General features: G+C 56.8%; 21 protein-coding genes. All 21 read right to left on the reverse strand.

What is annotated here, in order from left to right:
- Window positions 1-5 precede the first annotated feature (5 nt).
- The gene (locus BN1135_RS17415) at window positions 6-2465 is read right to left on the reverse strand and encodes a phage tail tape measure protein (RefSeq protein ID WP_042023235.1); all 2460 of its coding nucleotides are present in this window, start codon (window positions 2463-2465) and stop codon (window positions 6-8) included.
- Complete coding sequence (locus tag BN1135_RS21775; RefSeq protein ID WP_042023236.1) at window positions 2462-2593, reverse strand: GpE family phage tail protein; 132 nt, start codon at window positions 2591-2593, stop codon at window positions 2462-2464. The genes BN1135_RS17415 and BN1135_RS21775 overlap by 4 nt, the downstream gene beginning before the upstream one ends.
- Window positions 2594-2601: 8 nt before the next feature.
- On the reverse strand, window positions 2602-2886 hold the full coding sequence (locus BN1135_RS17425; protein ID WP_042023237.1) for a phage tail assembly protein: 285 nt from the start codon (window positions 2884-2886) through the stop codon (window positions 2602-2604).
- Between the two features lie 63 nt (window positions 2887-2949).
- A complete protein-coding gene (locus BN1135_RS17430) occupies window positions 2950-3468 on the reverse strand; it encodes a phage major tail tube protein (protein ID WP_042023238.1) in 519 nt (172 codons plus the stop codon).
- A 9-nt stretch (window positions 3469-3477) separates the two neighbouring features.
- Window positions 3478-4656 (reverse strand): phage tail sheath protein, encoded by a 1179-nt coding sequence (locus BN1135_RS17435; protein ID WP_042023240.1) that lies wholly within the window; start codon window positions 4654-4656, stop codon window positions 3478-3480.
- 200 nt (window positions 4657-4856) lie between these two features.
- The gene (locus tag BN1135_RS17440; RefSeq protein ID WP_042023242.1) at window positions 4857-5261 is read right to left on the reverse strand and encodes a tail fiber assembly protein; all 405 of its coding nucleotides are present in this window, start codon (window positions 5259-5261) and stop codon (window positions 4857-4859) included.
- 12 nt (window positions 5262-5273) lie between these two features.
- Window positions 5274-6485 (reverse strand): gp53-like domain-containing protein, encoded by a 1212-nt coding sequence (locus BN1135_RS17445; RefSeq protein ID WP_223290155.1) that lies wholly within the window; start codon window positions 6483-6485, stop codon window positions 5274-5276.
- Between the two features lies 1 nt (window position 6486).
- Window positions 6487-7902 (reverse strand): phage tail protein I, encoded by a 1416-nt coding sequence (locus BN1135_RS21230; protein ID WP_052443856.1) that lies wholly within the window; start codon window positions 7900-7902, stop codon window positions 6487-6489.
- Entirely contained in the window at window positions 7902-8303 is a 402-nt protein-coding gene (locus tag BN1135_RS17455) for a hypothetical protein (RefSeq protein ID WP_042023243.1), read from the reverse strand. The genes BN1135_RS21230 and BN1135_RS17455 overlap by 1 nt, the downstream gene beginning before the upstream one ends.
- Before the next feature lie 10 nt (window positions 8304-8313).
- Window positions 8314-9195, reverse strand: coding sequence for a baseplate assembly protein (locus BN1135_RS17460; RefSeq protein WP_042023245.1), 882 nt, complete (start codon window positions 9193-9195; stop codon window positions 8314-8316).
- Window positions 9192-9563 (reverse strand): GPW/gp25 family protein, encoded by a 372-nt coding sequence (locus tag BN1135_RS17465; RefSeq protein ID WP_042023247.1) that lies wholly within the window; start codon window positions 9561-9563, stop codon window positions 9192-9194. The genes BN1135_RS17460 and BN1135_RS17465 overlap by 4 nt, the downstream gene beginning before the upstream one ends.
- Window positions 9560-10132 (reverse strand): phage baseplate assembly protein V, encoded by a 573-nt coding sequence (locus BN1135_RS17470; RefSeq protein ID WP_042023250.1) that lies wholly within the window; start codon window positions 10130-10132, stop codon window positions 9560-9562. The genes BN1135_RS17465 and BN1135_RS17470 overlap by 4 nt, the downstream gene beginning before the upstream one ends.
- A gap of 131 nt (window positions 10133-10263) precedes the next feature.
- The gene (locus tag BN1135_RS21780) at window positions 10264-11187 is read right to left on the reverse strand and encodes a DUF2971 domain-containing protein (protein ID WP_175479113.1); all 924 of its coding nucleotides are present in this window, start codon (window positions 11185-11187) and stop codon (window positions 10264-10266) included.
- A gap of 68 nt (window positions 11188-11255) precedes the next feature.
- The gene (locus BN1135_RS22240) at window positions 11256-12041 is read right to left on the reverse strand and encodes a hypothetical protein (protein ID WP_139245197.1); all 786 of its coding nucleotides are present in this window, start codon (window positions 12039-12041) and stop codon (window positions 11256-11258) included.
- Between the two features lie 54 nt (window positions 12042-12095).
- Window positions 12096-12563, reverse strand: coding sequence for a phage virion morphogenesis protein (locus BN1135_RS17475; RefSeq protein ID WP_042023253.1), 468 nt, complete (start codon window positions 12561-12563; stop codon window positions 12096-12098).
- A complete protein-coding gene (locus BN1135_RS17480) occupies window positions 12545-13015 on the reverse strand; it encodes a phage tail protein (protein WP_042023256.1) in 471 nt (156 codons plus the stop codon). Before BN1135_RS17480 ends, BN1135_RS17475 begins: the two co-directional genes overlap by 19 nt.
- A complete protein-coding gene (gene lysC / locus BN1135_RS22495) occupies window positions 12990-13244 on the reverse strand; it encodes an Rz1-like lysis system protein LysC (RefSeq protein WP_223290159.1) in 255 nt (84 codons plus the stop codon). Before lysC ends, BN1135_RS17480 begins: the two co-directional genes overlap by 26 nt.
- Window positions 13129-13614, reverse strand: a complete 486-nt coding sequence (gene lysB / locus BN1135_RS17485) for an Rz-like lysis system protein LysB (RefSeq protein ID WP_042023257.1) — start codon at window positions 13612-13614, stop codon at window positions 13129-13131. Before lysB ends, lysC begins: the two co-directional genes overlap by 116 nt.
- Window positions 13604-14425: an N-acetylmuramidase domain-containing protein gene (locus tag BN1135_RS17490; RefSeq protein ID WP_042023261.1), complete on the reverse strand. Its 822-nt coding sequence runs from the start codon at window positions 14423-14425 to the stop codon at window positions 13604-13606. Before BN1135_RS17490 ends, lysB begins: the two co-directional genes overlap by 11 nt.
- Complete coding sequence (locus tag BN1135_RS17495; RefSeq protein WP_223290156.1) at window positions 14422-14781, reverse strand: phage holin family protein; 360 nt, start codon at window positions 14779-14781, stop codon at window positions 14422-14424. The genes BN1135_RS17490 and BN1135_RS17495 overlap by 4 nt, the downstream gene beginning before the upstream one ends.
- Window positions 14778-15149: a putative holin gene (locus BN1135_RS17500; protein WP_042023263.1), complete on the reverse strand. Its 372-nt coding sequence runs from the start codon at window positions 15147-15149 to the stop codon at window positions 14778-14780. Before BN1135_RS17500 ends, BN1135_RS17495 begins: the two co-directional genes overlap by 4 nt.
- Between the last annotated feature and the right edge of the window lie 9 nt (window positions 15150-15158).

Here is a 15158-nt window from a genome sequence, read left to right on the forward strand (position 1 = left end):
GCTCCTTAGTTGCGGTCGGTCAGGGAGGCGCGGCCATTGGCAGCGCCTTGACGTTCACGTCGATCCAGTTCGCGGCGCACTTCTTGCGCCACATCGGTGGCTGATTGCCCTGGTTGCTGAACGATGTTGATGGGGGCATTGATCTGGGTGGTTGACGCTGCCCCTCTTGCGGTAACAGGCTTTGCGGTCTGCACGATGCGAGGGCCGTAGCTGTAACCGCCAGCGAGTGCTGGCTGGCCGTAGTTGCCGTTGAGGTAACCCGGTGTCGACGCTGTTGGTGCTTCCAGCTGGAAGCTCGGCAGCTTCTTGGCTTCTAGAATCCCCAGCGATTCGAGCAGCCATTCGATCCCTTTCAGGAATGCTTTGAGCGGGGTCAGTGCCAGATTGAAGGCTTCGCCCAGGATGCGGCCGACAAACTGACCAGCGCTGCCGAACCCTTCCAGCGTTTCTTTTGAGAACTTGATCGGTTCAAGCAGATCACCAAACCAGCCAGATAGCGCCTTTACTCCACTGCCTATGCCATCGAGCAGTGGTGCAAATGGCTTAAAGGCTTCAAAGACGGGAGCAAGCCCAGTCATGATGCCCTGCCATAGCCCGCTGAAAAATGCGCTGATGGGTTGCCAGAACTTGATGATGGCAATACCCAATGCAGCCAGGGCCGCTAATGGCGCAAGGATTGCGGTTATTGCCCCCAGCATGCCGCCAAATGTCACCCCCAGAACACCCAAGATGAGCTTCATGATAGCCATTGGACCAAGCAGGGCCGCGATGCTCAGCGATAGCACACCGAGTGCAATAGCGATGACGGATGTCACCGCTGCAATCTTGACCAAGGTATTGGCCAGCTCGGGGTTTGCTTCAACCCAGTTACGGGTACCAGCAACGATCTCTTTGGTGAACTTGATGATGTCCATTAGGGAGCCGCGCAACAGCTCGCCAAGGTCTGCCTTCACGTTTGTTATACCGGCCAGCAAGATCAGCCATTGGGATGAGAGCGAGTCTTTGTCGATGTCAGACTCACGTTGCATCGACCCCTTTGCTTTCTCTCCGTTAACTAGCTTCAACTGGCGATAGAGTTCATCCAGGTTGTTGGATAGCTTGGCTGCATCTTTGCCGTATTCCTTGCCGAATATCTGGGTGGTGACCCTGAGTTGGTCTTCTGTTTTTAGCTTCTTGATTTTCTCCAGCACCTTGGTGATGGTGCCCATGGCATCGGTCGCCATGGCTTTTTCTACATCAGCCGATTTCATGCCTAGTGCAGCCATGCCTGTCTGGAAGCGCTTGCTCTGCATCGTCGCGATGGATAGTTCGCGCACCATAGCGTTTGAGGCGCTGGCCGCAGTTTCTGGGGCGGCCCCCAGACTGAGGAAGGCAGATCCCAGTGCGGCGGCCTTCCGGTAATCGAGTTTGTCGGCGACGCCACCCAAACGTTGCAGCACGTCGATGATGTCAGCCCCCTTGGACTGGGCGTTGTCGTCGAGGAAGTTGATGGCATCGCCGAGCTGTTCGATGTTGCTGATGGGGATCTTGTAGAGGTTGGCAATCTTGCCCATGTCTTCGGCGAGCTGGCCTGCCGGCAGCTCAAACGCGGTGGCCGCCTTGGCTGACGTTCTGGCGAACTTGAGCAAGTTATCCTGACCTTGCACCCCCATGCGGGCGGCACCCTCGACCAGGGCGGCGATGTCGATCGCGCCATTGAGCTGGGGGATCTCCTCTGAAATGGTTTTTATCTCTTTGGCCATGTCGTAGTAGATGGAGGTCAGTTCACCTGAATCTGTTCGGGCGCCATCCACCTGCTTGGCCACCCCCTTCATGGCATCTTCAAAGCTGGAATAGTCTTTGATGGCGCTGTAAACCGGCATGCCGATAGCGGTGCCGGCTGCAATGGCGGTGGCCCCGTGGCCCGCGATCTGGCCGCGTAGTTCTTGGGTCTGACGGTAGTTGGCTTTGACCTGATTCAGACGCTTTTGCTGGTCAGCCAGTTGACCCAACTTGGCCCGCTGCTGGTCGAGTTGGGTGTTGGTTGCAGCAAGGTCGGTCTTGAGCAGGCGTTGGTGCTGGCCAAGTTGTTTGGTGTTGATGCCTGCCTCACCCATGGCTCGTTTCAGGCTGCCGTGACGGGCGACCATTTCCCGCTCTTGCTGTGAGAGGTCGCGCACCTTCTGCTTGGCTTGCTCCATGGCGCGGGTCATGGCTTTGGTCGGTTGTTCGACCTTAGCGAACTGCTGAGCCATCTGTTGGGCGTCACGCTGGGCAGCTGTTAGCTGGGCGCGGGTTGCGCCAATCTGTTGGCCGAGGGTGCGATAGCCGTCAATCTGGCCGCTTTGGGTTTCCAGTTCCTTGATACGCTTTTTCGTGTCGACCAGGTCTTTGGCGGTGAGGCGGCTTTGGCCGCTGACTGCTTTGAGGGGGGCGGTGAGCTTGTCGACCGCCCCGAGCAGGATTTGCAGTTTGAGAGGGTTCATTGTTCTTCTGCCCCGTTGATGCGGTTGTGAGTCTCAACGAGGCGTTGGTGCCAGCCCATCAGCTCGCTGAGCTCCATGGCCGCCATGTCGGACGGCGGCCAGTGGGCGATGATGGCCAGATCGGCCATCAGGTCATCTACGCAGCCAGGTAACCCATTTTCTTCCGCATCAAAAAACCGGCCACCTCACTGCCCAGCTGCAGCAGGTCAGCCGGGTCCATGTTGCCGATCTCTACTTCTGTCAGGATCGGGGTGGTGATGCGTGGCAGCAGCTTGGTGAGCGCGTTGACATCCATCTGCAGGACATCGGCCATGTTGAGGCCGCGCATTTCGCCCGCTTTGGGCTTGCGCAGCTGGATCTCGGTGATGGTGGTTTCGCCGCGCTGGATGGCTTGGTCGAGGGTAACGGTTTTGTTTTCCATGGTGTTGGTTCCTGGTGATGTAGTGAGGGCGGCTGTTGGCCGCCCGTTGGATGGGTGAATGGGTTAGAGGCCGATGGCTTTGCGGTGCTCGGCCATGCGGTCGACGCCATCTGGGCCGATTTCGATCATGTTGATGAGGTCAATCTCATGCATCACCTGACCGTTAACGGTCTCTTTGTAGTAGGTGTTGACCATGCTGACCTTGGCCTGGGTGTTGTCACCGGCCTTGAGGGTGCCGCGATCGAGCTCTTTAAAGCGGCCACGACAGACGATTTCGACGGCCATCACTTCGCCGGAGTCATCACGCTGGGTTGATCCGGCAAAGCGCAGGCTGGTGCCGTCGGCCTTGGGTTCACCCATGCAGCGCAGGAGTTGATCGCCGTAGCCGCCAAAGGTGAACGAGACATCGAGGGCGCTGTCATCAAGCCCCATGTCGATGTTGACGGCACCGCCCATGCCGCCGCCGCGATAGGCTTCAAACTTGCGTGACAGTTTGGCCGGGGTGAAATCTTCCGCTTCACCGACCCAGTTATCGCCATTGAGAAAGACGTTCAGGCGTTTGAGTTTGCGTGGCAGTGCCATGTTGGCTCCTTATGCTGCGGCCGCGACGCGGGCGCCGAAGTCGATGAGGTAGTAATCGGTGATGCGCTGGATGAAACCGAGGTCTTCGAGCGGCGGCACCGGGGTGTAGTTGTAATCAATGCGCAGCTTGCCTGCCTTGAGGGTGTCCTTGTCGTTGAGCTCCTCGTTGTACCAGCAGTCAAACCCGAGCAAGTAACCGCCGTTCACCAGCTCACGCCCCTTTGCGTTGACCCCTTCGACGATGTCTTTGACCAGGGAAGGATGCATCGGTTTGTCGTTGGCCCACATGTGCGCGTCGGCCATGGTGTCTGCCAGGATCTGGGCGGTGCGGGTGTAGTTCTCGAAGGCGAACAGGGGATCATCGGAACAGGTGCGGTTGCCCCAGTAGCGGAACCCGCTGGACTGGATCAGGCCGGTGACTTCGTTGGCGTTGAGCAGGCCGACCTCGGTGTCGGGGTCTTGCAGATCCCAGAACAGGGCTTTGGTCATGCCATCAACCCCGGTCACACCGACGTTCGACAGGGTCTTGTGCCAGCCAATCTCTTTGTCGATGAGCGCCCGCATGGCGGCGGCCTTGAGGCAGGCATCGAGCTTGACGCTGGCATTGGCTGCTACGTCCCACGCTGTCCAGTCGGCATGGATCACCATTAGCTCGCGGCTGGAGAAGTTGTCACGGTAGGCCAGCGCGGCTTCAACGGTCTCGGCGATGGTTGGCACGTAGGCAAAGGCGCGCAGTTTTTTTGCCATGCCCGCCAGCGCAGTGGACACCGGCAGGGTGCAGTTATCCGGCACGCAGAGGATGCGTGGCTTGACGGTGGTGACCGGGGCGGCCCGTTCCAGCGCCTTGAGGCCGGTATAGCTGCCATCGGGCTTGATGGTGCCGATGATGTTGCTGGTCAGGGCTGCGGCGTCGGCACCCTTGGCCACGCGCACGACGATGACGATGGTGTTGACGGTGTCATAGATGGTTTGCAGGGATTTTTTGAGGTTTCCCTCGCTGCCTGCCTTGGCGATGGCCGCTGGCAGGTTGGCGATCAGTACAGGCTTGTCGAGGGGGAAATAGGTGGCGTCGGCGTCTTCGCTGGTGCAAACCATGCCGATCACCGCCGTGGCGACGGTGCGGATGGTGCGGGTGCCCTCGGTCGCTTCGACGACGCGCACGCCGTGGTGAAATTGGTCCAGTGCCATAGGTTCTCCTGTTGTCCGGACGGAGCATTCTTTGCGTAGGTAATGCATGTGATGTGAGCAGGGTCAGGATGCAGGGGCAGGGGATGGCAGGCGAGTGGCGGCCATTGTGTTTCGGCGTTACACAATGGCCCAGCGGTGACAACGTGACGGACGGCGGCAGTAACGAAACACCCCGCATTGGGCGGGGTGTTGTGGCTTGGTTAGATGACCTTCTCCGGTTCGGTTGGCCACTGGGATGATTCAGGCCAGCCGGGTTGTGCCGGCACCTGAGTCAGTTCGTAGCGGTAGCGCTGCCAGTCCGCCAGCAGCTGAGTATGCTCCGGCTTGGCGTAGCCGCCATCTACAGCGGGTTTGATTAGTTCAATCTGAGCCACTGCTATTGCTTGGAGAGAATTCAGTTTGTTGAATGCAACATCTACCTGATCCAGTTCCTCATTGACGGCGATAGGGCATCCATTTTCGTCTGACGTAATGATGGCGCCAGCTTCCTGAGCCATTAATAGCTCGTGATATAGTAAATCACTGATTTCTACAGCGTCGGCTGGAATTGATCCGCTATGAACTGCTTGGTTATAAAAACCATTTTTTGACTTTGAATATAACATCACTGAACCTCATTAATATCCAATGGCAAACCACCAAAATGTATTGACAGATGATGGCGTATTTACTGTGCTCCATCCATATGCGGTAAAACTAGCTAAGCCAATATTATCAGGAGTAATAAAAACACCAGCCGATGCTGATTGTTTGATTGGAATTACTGCTCCAACAGCCGTCGGGAATGCGATAGGGAATGTCACTTGCGCACTATTTGCGACAACTTCTTTTTTTCCAAACTGAATTATAAAGCTGCCTATCCATGAAGGCAGCGCGATATAGCAAGTGTTACCAATTTTTGAAAATGACGCACCCCATCTAAGTTTTTTTGGTGTAATAACTACATCATCTGATGCCCCTGCATCGGTTTGATCCTGGGTGGCCACCTTCATCATGCCGAGTACGGTTTCTGATGCCTGCTTGACCCATGCCATCAGCTTCTTGGCAGTGACGAACTTGGTGTCATCGGTACCGGTATTCACCTCTGCCTGGGTGGCGATCTGCGCCTTACCTTTCACGGCTTCGCTGGCGGTGGCGATGGTCACTGCACCGGTCATGCCATCCACCGATTGCACCGAGTCTGTCGGGGTGAGCAGTTCTTGCCAGTTGGCCAGGGTGGATGCACCGGTTACCCGCAAAATGAACGACTTGTTCAGATCGGTACGCACAGCCACATCACCCATTTCGGCAGTCAGGGCCAGCATGGCTGCTTGTGAGCCGACGACGAAGGTGTCGACGATGGCAGTGGCTGGGATTTGACTGACTGGCACCTTGCCGCCGCCATCCAGGGTCGCCACCCCGTTGTTGGCGCCTTTTTGCGAGTTTGGTACCGCATCGGTGATGCCATAGCCTGCCAGAGTGGTGGGGTTGCTGCCTGCGGTGATGTTGCCCTTGGCATCGACAGTGACCGAGCGATAGGTGCCCGCCACCACCCCCGAGTTTTTATAGGTGGCTGTGATGCTGATATTGCCACTGCCGTCAAATGACGCCTGACCGGTGACATCGCCAGCCAGGGCGATAGTGCGGGCGGTGCTGAGCTTGTTGGCCTTGCCGGCAGCTGTATTGCCTCCCTCAAGGTCATCCATGTGCCTTTTCAGGTAGGCGGTGCGGTTGGCCAGCGCTTGTCCCTGTTTGTTGGAGACGCCGCCCGGGCCACCCAGTACCGGATCCCCTGTTTCGAGTTGGTAGATGCCAGCCTCCCAGCTGACGACCTCTTGTAAATTCGCCATATCATGAGGCTCCGTGGTTGTAGTTGCCGTTGTAGGTTGCGGCGCCGTTGTAGGTAACGGGCGCGCTGGTGTAATCGAGTGCTGAAAGGTGGCAGCGGGCGGGCGCCATCTCTGCCAGCAGGCGCTTGATGCGGTTGGCCTGCTCGGTGGTGACCGGGCGGGTCAGAATGACCCGATAGACCGCCCAGCGGGTTGGATCCCCGTGGGGTTCGTTGCCGTTGTAGCTGAGGGTGCCGTCATAGCGGCGGCCGGTGGCTCGCTCGATGATTGTGCTGTCACCAAAGCCCAGTACGTTGAGCGCTTCCTTGATGGCCCACGGGGTTCCCTTGCGCTGATGTAGCCGATAGGAGGCTTTGATCAGCGCCCGCTGTTGGTCTTCTGATTCCGCCAGTTCCCACCAGTCCACCGAGCGGGCCCATGCCAGCCATGGCAGCAATGGAGCAGGGCAGGTATCTGCAAAGCGGGTGGAGGTGATCAGCTCTGGCGTCAGGTTGCTGGCCAGTGTCGCGGCGGCCAAGTGTTCCAGCCTGGTGACCGAGGGTGGCAGCAGATCCCGGGTGACGGGTAACGGCAGGGGCAGGCGGTGCACCTTTGTTGAGCCGAATGCCCCTGCGTCTATCCCGCGCGTACCAAGGCGCGCGGTGGTGGTGATTGGCGATAGCAGCGGCGCAGCCAGCGCACTGTACGCCAGGATGATGGTCAGGGCTGGCAGGGTGGCGGCTGGCAAGGCTGGCGCCATCGGGTAGATGATCTGGGCGTACTTGGCGATCGGTGTGCCCATCGCACCGGTAAAGGCCGTTGCCGCCAGCGCCAGCTTGGTCATTAGACGCGGGTCACCTTGTTGGCCATCAGACAGATCGCCGATGGTCTGGCGCACCTTGGCCTTGTGGCTGCCCAGCGCGCCGAGATCGAGCCCAGCAGGTGCCAGCAACTGTTGAATGGTCGGCGCCTCGATGGCATCAGGCTGTAACCCGCCGGTACCGAGCCGAGTTCTTATCCCTGCGGTGCCGATAATCCCTGCATCAAGCCCGGCAAGGGTGATCTGTATTGACATGTCCGCCGCCCCCATGGCGAGCAGGTCGCCCATTGTTGCAACAGTGGCCTGGGTGGTTGTTGCTGGATCACCCTGTGCGCCATCGCTGATAGCGAGGGCCTTGGCGCGGCTGGTCAGTTTGTTGGCCCCGGCTGCAAACTGGTTTATCCCGGTTGGCTTCGCGCGCTGAGTGAGCGATGCCAGCCCTGCTTTGCCTTCTTCTATCCCTGCCACTGTCAGGCCGACACTGACCCCAGCAATGGCATCTGGCGCGGGGTCATCTTCACCCTGTTGGGTGCCCCGATAGATAGCCGCCCCGTCAAATGACAGGGTGCCGTCGTGGTAGGTCAGTGACCCGCGCCAGATGGGATAGATGGTTGCCATCAGAGTTTGAAGATCTTATTGGGGCCGCTATCCCAAGCGATGATGATGTCGCCGCCGTTGGTGCTGACAGGCAGACCTGCCGCCGTGTCGAACAGGGCGATCAGCGGGCTGGTTGCGGCGTTGCTGGTGTCTTTGTAGATGGCGCAATACGTCACGGTGGCGGTGGGAACGGCGAGGAAGGTGACGTCGGCGGCATCGAATACGCCACCGGTGACGGTCTTGCTGGCCAAGGTTTGCGGGGTGCCGACTACGTGAGCGGACAGCGTGCTGAAAAACTCGTCGCTGGCCAGGGTGGGGGAATAGGTACTCTTGAGCAGAGCGCACTTGAGGGTGTCGGCACTGGCATTGATGGCGCCGGTGAGAAACTTCTCGCGGCCTTTGTCATAGAGGGCGTTTGCCATGGTGTTGTCCTTAGTCGATGTGGATGGTGGTGAGTTTGGCGGCCTGCTGCGCGCTGCAGGTGACATCGGTCAGCGGCGCGCGCAGGGTGACGCTATCGATACCCGGCTGGTGCAGGGCGGCATAGATGGCGGAAAGCGGGACGGTGGCCCCGACCCGGTAATAAGCGGCGGCCGTTTTTGCCATGGCATCTTTCGCTGCGGCAATTGCCTGTTCTTTACCCAAGCCGATAGCGTTGAGAGTGGCATCGACGGCATAAGGCTTGATCTGGGCCGGTTCGACCGCCACCAGATCGCAGAGCGGGCGCACGTCTTCGGCAGATAGCGCCTGCTCGACCAGATTGAGGGTGTCAGCGCTCGGCTGGCCCGCCGGTGAGAGGATGGTCACTCTGACAGTGCCTGGGGTGGGGCTATCGACGGCGACATCGGCCACCTCGGCACTGGCCGAGAGGGCGTGAAACTTGTAGGCATTGACCGGGCCCGCCGTGGCCATGCCTTCATAGGCCATTTGGCAGCGCATGCGCAGGCGGTCATCTGATTCATACACCGGCTCGATGGGCGGGGTTGCTGATGGATCGCCCGGAGTGACCAGCAGGCGCTCGATTTCATATTCACCGGCCAGATGGTCAAGGGTGGACCCGCTGGCAAACGCGAGCAGGGTCTGCTTGGCGGCATCGTTGATGCGGGCCCGCAATATCACTTCCCGATAGGCGTTCTCTTGCAACAGCTTGTTGAGCGGTTCGGATTCCAGTTCGAGGGTGGCGGCGATGGCGGCCTGCTGGTCTGCCGGGTAGTAGCTGATCAATGTGGCTTTGCGCTCGGCCAGGATTGCCTCGAAGGAGAGCGTTTCCTCCACTGACGGTGGCGGGAGCTGGGTCAGGTCTACATTGCTCACTGGGCGGCTCCTGTGGGGATGGTGATGGTGGCGCTTTCTGTTTTGGAGTCGGGCGCGCCGCCATCTTTGCGCTGCCAAGTGAGCTCGATGGTTAAGGCGCCATCCATGCCGCCGCCCAGTACATCGACACGGGTGATTGTGATGCGGGGTTCCCAGTTGATAAGGGCCTGCACGGTGGCGGCCATCAGGCGCAGGCGGGTGGCCTGATGCTGGGGCATGTCGATGAGGTAAAAGAGTTCGCTGCCGTAGTCGCGGCGCATTACCCGCGAACCCACCGGGGTGAGCAGGATGTCGCGCACCGACTGGATGATGTGGTCGGTGGCGCTGATGGCGCGGCCATTGTCTGCATTCATGCCGAGCCAGTTCATACAGGGTCCCCTGATGTGCCGTTGCCCGGCATGGTGTCTTTGTGTTTGTGGGTCGTGACTTCTATGCCGCCGATAGTTGCGGTGGGGGCGGTAATCTTGCCCCCCGCGCTGATAGTGGTACCAACCTTGAGCGCCTTGGTGCATTCGACCAGCGGGGTGATCAGCTTGACGGTGACCGAGGCCGAGATAGTGGCGGACTTGATGCCGGTGGTGTTGAGCGCCCCGGTTTTTGGGTTGTACTCGATGACGGCGCCATCGGCGTATTCGGTGCGGTCGAGATCCGGGTTGTCATCCTCGGCCAGCGGCTCGGGGAACTGGTCAGCATTGAGGCGGCCGACGATATAGGCATTGCGCGTATCGCCGCTGACCGAGAGCAAAATCACCTGTTCGCCCAAGCTCAGGCGGTGGCGGGTGCGGTTAGCCCCGGCCCTGTCTGTGGTGTAGGGCCGCCAGTTGGTGGTGATGTCGCCGGTTTTGACGCGACATTCCCCTGAGCGCACGGCGGTGACGGTGCCAATGCGGATCAGGTTGTCGATCAGGCGTTTGAGTTCGGTTGGGGTCGGTTGCATGGGGCCATTGTTTTGGGCAATGGCATAAAAGGCTAGGGAGTGGAAGTGTGCTGTGGTTTAGCACACTAACATTATTTTATTTGGCTACAAAAAATACCAATAGAGATTGGTTAAAATCTGGAATCGCATTACTACTTGTTTTTTCCAATTCTGCCAAATGATTCTATATAATCACCTAATGCACCCATGCTTGCGAGCATTCTTAATGGATTTCTCCTGGCTGCCTCATGAAAATCATCTCTGTCAATTTTACACCAAGAGCATTTTTCTTGTTCTATTGATATTGGCGCAAGGCAATTTTCACATGTGTTCTCACTAGTCGTTATTTCTTTCCCATCAAAAATGAATGTGTTTTCTCTTTCGTCCATAAAGAATGGAGTCACAGCACTTTTTCCTATGACCATTCTATAAATATTGCAACCCAAATCTTTTGTTATTTCCAAGCATTTCTTTATCAGGTTTGGTTCTGCTTTAGGTCCTAATATTATTGCGCTTACACATTCTTTGGGTATAAATAGAAGCATGTTGCCTGCAATAGACGTAATGTGGCTCTCCTCTAAAACCATTCGTCGCTCTTGTTCATATGCCCAGCAAGATTGTTTAGAAAAGTATGCGTAGTAATTAACGCAATTATAAAACTGCATTGCGTGTCTTGGTTTGCATGTACCAAAAGCCATATGCAGCCAGCTAGAAATATCAGGTGATGGGGTATCCATGTACTGGATGTCATCAATAGCTAAGTCGGCAATGGTTTCTTTAAGTTTAGTTTCATCAAACTCTATAACAAACCCTGATGCATTATTTGCATAGTGTGCCCACATAGGGGTGACAATTGGCGACTTAGAAAAACATGATGTAGGTCGCTGAGATATTTGTTCTACTGTATCCAAATAAAAAGCAAGAAGGCTAGAGTCTTCTTCTATGTCTATGGCAAGTGATAATTCATATGGGTCATTATAATCCTTGGGGTATGAGCACTTTACACTGACATGATCTTTGCGTGATGTCGCATGCTCTAAAATGTCAGGAGATAAATATTTATATAGTTTTGTCATTGTAAGTTTTCCAGAAGATTGATGTGATAACAAATTTTTGTTGTTTTTATTGTTAAGGTCGAATATTTTTATGGCTCGCTTGGAACAAGCCATTGCACTAGTTCAGATTGCTCATGACGGACAAGCTTGACTTTATTTCCTTTGAGTCGATAAGCACAATAGACTGTGTTACACATCAAACGAATATGTGGTGTATCCCCTAGTAGTGGTGAGAGTGTATAGCCTTGTTCTAACGTCAATTGGCCATTTTCTAACAGGCCTACTTTTTTCTCTGCGAAATTCATTCCCTGTTGAAAGCTGAACAATACGGGTAGCAGAACTATCAAAGTTGGTACCGCTAGAATAGCAAAACGGTCATAAATAAGTTTCAGCCATGCTAATGCTAAAAATAATCTTGGAGCGGGTACATGTGCTATGACACGTAAATGTCGTCGCATTTTTGGAAAATGTTTTGATTTTACCCCGTGCCAAAACCAAGAGCATCGGAGCCTTAGACGTACGCTAACAAATAGCACAACAATCAGTATCAAACTACCAAAAAACAGACTTAGTATGAGGTGAATATAGCACTGAAAGGCCTTCATTAACTGTAAATAACCCATAGAAAGGGTAATATCGGCAGGCCATGGAAACTCGACAATATCCAATCCATAAACAAGACATTCACCATAGTGATATGCCATGCCTGATAGGTATATTGCCGCTGTGATAAGTGGAATGGCTGAGAATGTAGTGGTCAAAAAATTAGTGATGTTAGTTTTGGGCTCGTCAGGCATGGGTGACTTACGCGCCTGTTTCAGGTGTTGCCTTAACCAGCGCCAGCGTACCCAGTTGATCTCTTTTTTCTTTTTCATGTATCCCTACGTTAGAACAATCAAGCTTCAAACTTGTCCGCTATTGTACCGATACTATGGCGAATGAAAACTTGGGAGCATGAACTCCAGCAGAATCTCTTCCATCTTCTCGAGCTCCTTGGTTTCCAGCCCCAACAGTTCCCGCGCTGGATAGCTGATTTCACGGCCCTTGATGCGGTCTTTGAGGCCGTATTGGTGAATGGTGGCGAGGCGGTTGGCCGAGCCGACAAACTCGACCACGGCTTGATGTTCGGTGCTGGTTGCCTTGAGCCAACGGGGGCTTACCAGATGCTGAAACATCTTGCGGCGGGTAGTGCCGCGCTTTTTCGCCAGCTTCTTGAGCGGCTTGCGCGGGGTCATGGGGCTGCCATCTGGCTGGATGTTGGCCCTGATCCGTTTGCTCTGACTTGCACGCAGGTTCCGGGCAATTTCCCCCATCAGTTGGCGGCGGGCGGCCGGTGTCATGCTGGCCAGCAGGCCATCGGCCCAGCTGGTCAGGCGGCTCAGTTCGTCGGTGGCCATGGCTGATATTCTCCGTTGATGAACAATTCCCAGGTGATGCCGTCATAAGGGTCTTCCGGCGGCTCTGGCAGGTGCTCCCAGCCAATACCCTGCTCGTTTTGCCACACCCGGACCCGCTCAGTCAGCTTGACGGTGATGATGAGGTCGATCAGGTCGTTGGCGAGGTATTCGGCCTCGAAAGTGATGCCATCTTTGCGCTTTTCATCGTTGGTCATCAGCTCAGGCTGGTGTTGGCGCAGCCATGCCAGCAGCGGCACCATGATCTGATCCGGGTGGCCAGCAAAGTCTTCGACACCGATAGTCAGCGGGTATTGCCACTCGAACGAGAGTGAACTGGCACCGGTGCTTTCGACGTTACCCGGGGCGATGAAGAGGTGCAGTTTGTCCGGGTTGGTCTTGAGGTGTTGGACGCAGTTGGTCAGCACCTCACGGATCTGTTTTGGCTTTTCCATCTTGGCTCCCTTGTTGTTGATGCCTTTGCTGGCAGGTGATGAGGCTATCGACCTTGGCGGCGCAACTGGCCCAGGCTGTTTCGGCTTGGGTTAGCTGGTCGAGCAAGTCGCCGTTATTGGTTGGGCTGGCCGCCGGTAGCTGGCAGGGGGTCAGGCCCTGACAGATAAGCCTGATAGTCTGCGGCACCGGTGATGGCGGGGCGCTGGAGCAGCCTGATAACAGGATCAGGCAGAGGGCGATCAGCCCACATCCGAAGTTCAGCATTTTCACGTTTGAGCCTCTTGATGGTGTCGGCACGGGTGGCGGCTGACTGAGCCAGCTGGTCGAGCTGGCCCTGCAGTTTGGCCGCGGCGGTTGCCTGGGTATCCAGTTCGGTTTTCAGGGTGTTGATCGTGCTGTCTTTGCCCTGTTCCCGCCGCGCGGCCTCTTTGGCCTTGTCATCTGCGGCCTTGAGGTCACTTTGCAGGGTGGTGACCTTACCCTTGGCGGTTGCTGCCGAGGTAGCCGCCCAGCCCCAGCCCGCCATTGCGACAGTACAGGCGATGGCCAAGGCCAGCAGTAACCAGCTGAGGGGGGAGCGCAGTAGATTAAGCAGCACTTGCTACCTCCTGCACTGGGTAAACCTTGGCAAAGTGGTCGTATGCCTTGGCCAGCTTGGTGTCGTAGTCGTTGTCTTTGTAGGCTGGGCCGTTGTAGCTGCGGGCGAAGTCGGCCCATTTCCGACCCTGCATGGCCTTGTGCATGGCTGGGTCTTGCTGGATGAAGCGGCACAAGGCGGTGAGGTGCTCGACCTCGCTGCGCTGCATGGCTGCCTGCCAGTCGCACGCCGAGGCAAAACCCAGCGGCTGCCAGTGGTAGCCCATGATCTGGAACATGCCCCAGCTGGCCGACTCGATGGCGGCATCCCGATGCAGGCTGATGGCCAGTTGCAGCCGTTCCCACTCGGCAGCGCCGCCCGTATAGCCGCCACGTTTGGGGTTGACCAGGTTGGGGTAATTGGCGGCCAGCTGGTCTGCCTTCGCCTTGCTCAGGTGTTTGGTGAGCTGCTTGTAGAACACATGCCGCTCGAACAGCACCACAGGGCGCTGAGCCTGGGTGAAGCCTTCGCCGATGCTTTCGACCTGGGCGACGGTGGCCATGGTGGCCAGCGGCACGGCGAGCAGATCAGCCCCTGCCTGCATGTGGTTGACGGTCAGCTGGTTACCACGCTCGCTGCCGAGCAGGGCGGCGAGGGTGCGGGGGCCAGCCTGACCGATGGCGGTGATCATGTAATCCCGCTGGAAGTTGATCAGCGCCCGTTCGGTGGCATCGCCAAACCAGCCATCGACCGCGACCGGATAACCGCTGGCGGTGAGGCGGCGTTGCAGGTCGGCCACGGCGGTGCCGGTATCACCTTTTTTCAGGGTCATGGTTGAAATCTCCTGCATAGGTCACGGGTGCTGATCGCTTTGGTCGCCGCTGCAGCGGACTTGCGATGTGGCAGCAGGTGAAAGACCGAGCCACGGGTTTTGATGAGGGCGCTGAGTAAGAAGACGGCCAGCACGACGCTGGATAGATCAGGGATCGGCACGCCGCCGACGAGCAAGCGCAATGGCACTGAGCCGGAGGCCACGCAGAGCACCCAAGCCAACCAGGCGGGCAGTGCTTTATATTCGCCACCTCGACGGTTAAAGAACATCACACGCAGGAAGATGGCGGTGCAGATCAGGGCGTAAAAACAGGTGTAGATAAGGGCGTAGGTGGGGTCAGTTGGTATCAAGTTCATGGCTTGTTCCTCTTGTTGAACAGGCCGTCCAAGAGACGGTCTTGATTGCGGATAACGGTTTGCAGCAGGCGCACCGTCATTGATGAAGCGATCAGCGCCCCCACGGCTTTGCTGACGTTGATGCTGACAGGCAGGATGTTGGCCAAGAGATCTGCAGCCATATCGGTCAGCAGTAGGCCGGTAATAAATGAGGCAATGAGAAGGGTGATATTGCGCAGGACCCCCTTTTCTTCTGCGGTGGCGGCAAACACGATGGCCCCGGTAAATGCACCGAGAACCATGGCGGGATCCAAGCCAGGCAAGGTAAACAACATAGCCAGCCCGGCAAGGGTGCTGGTTGCAGTGAAGGTCGATATCGGTTCTGGCATCGTGCGCTC

Source organism: Aeromonas sobria, assembly GCF_000820145.1.
Lineage (GTDB): Bacteria > Pseudomonadota > Gammaproteobacteria > Enterobacterales > Aeromonadaceae > Aeromonas > Aeromonas sobria.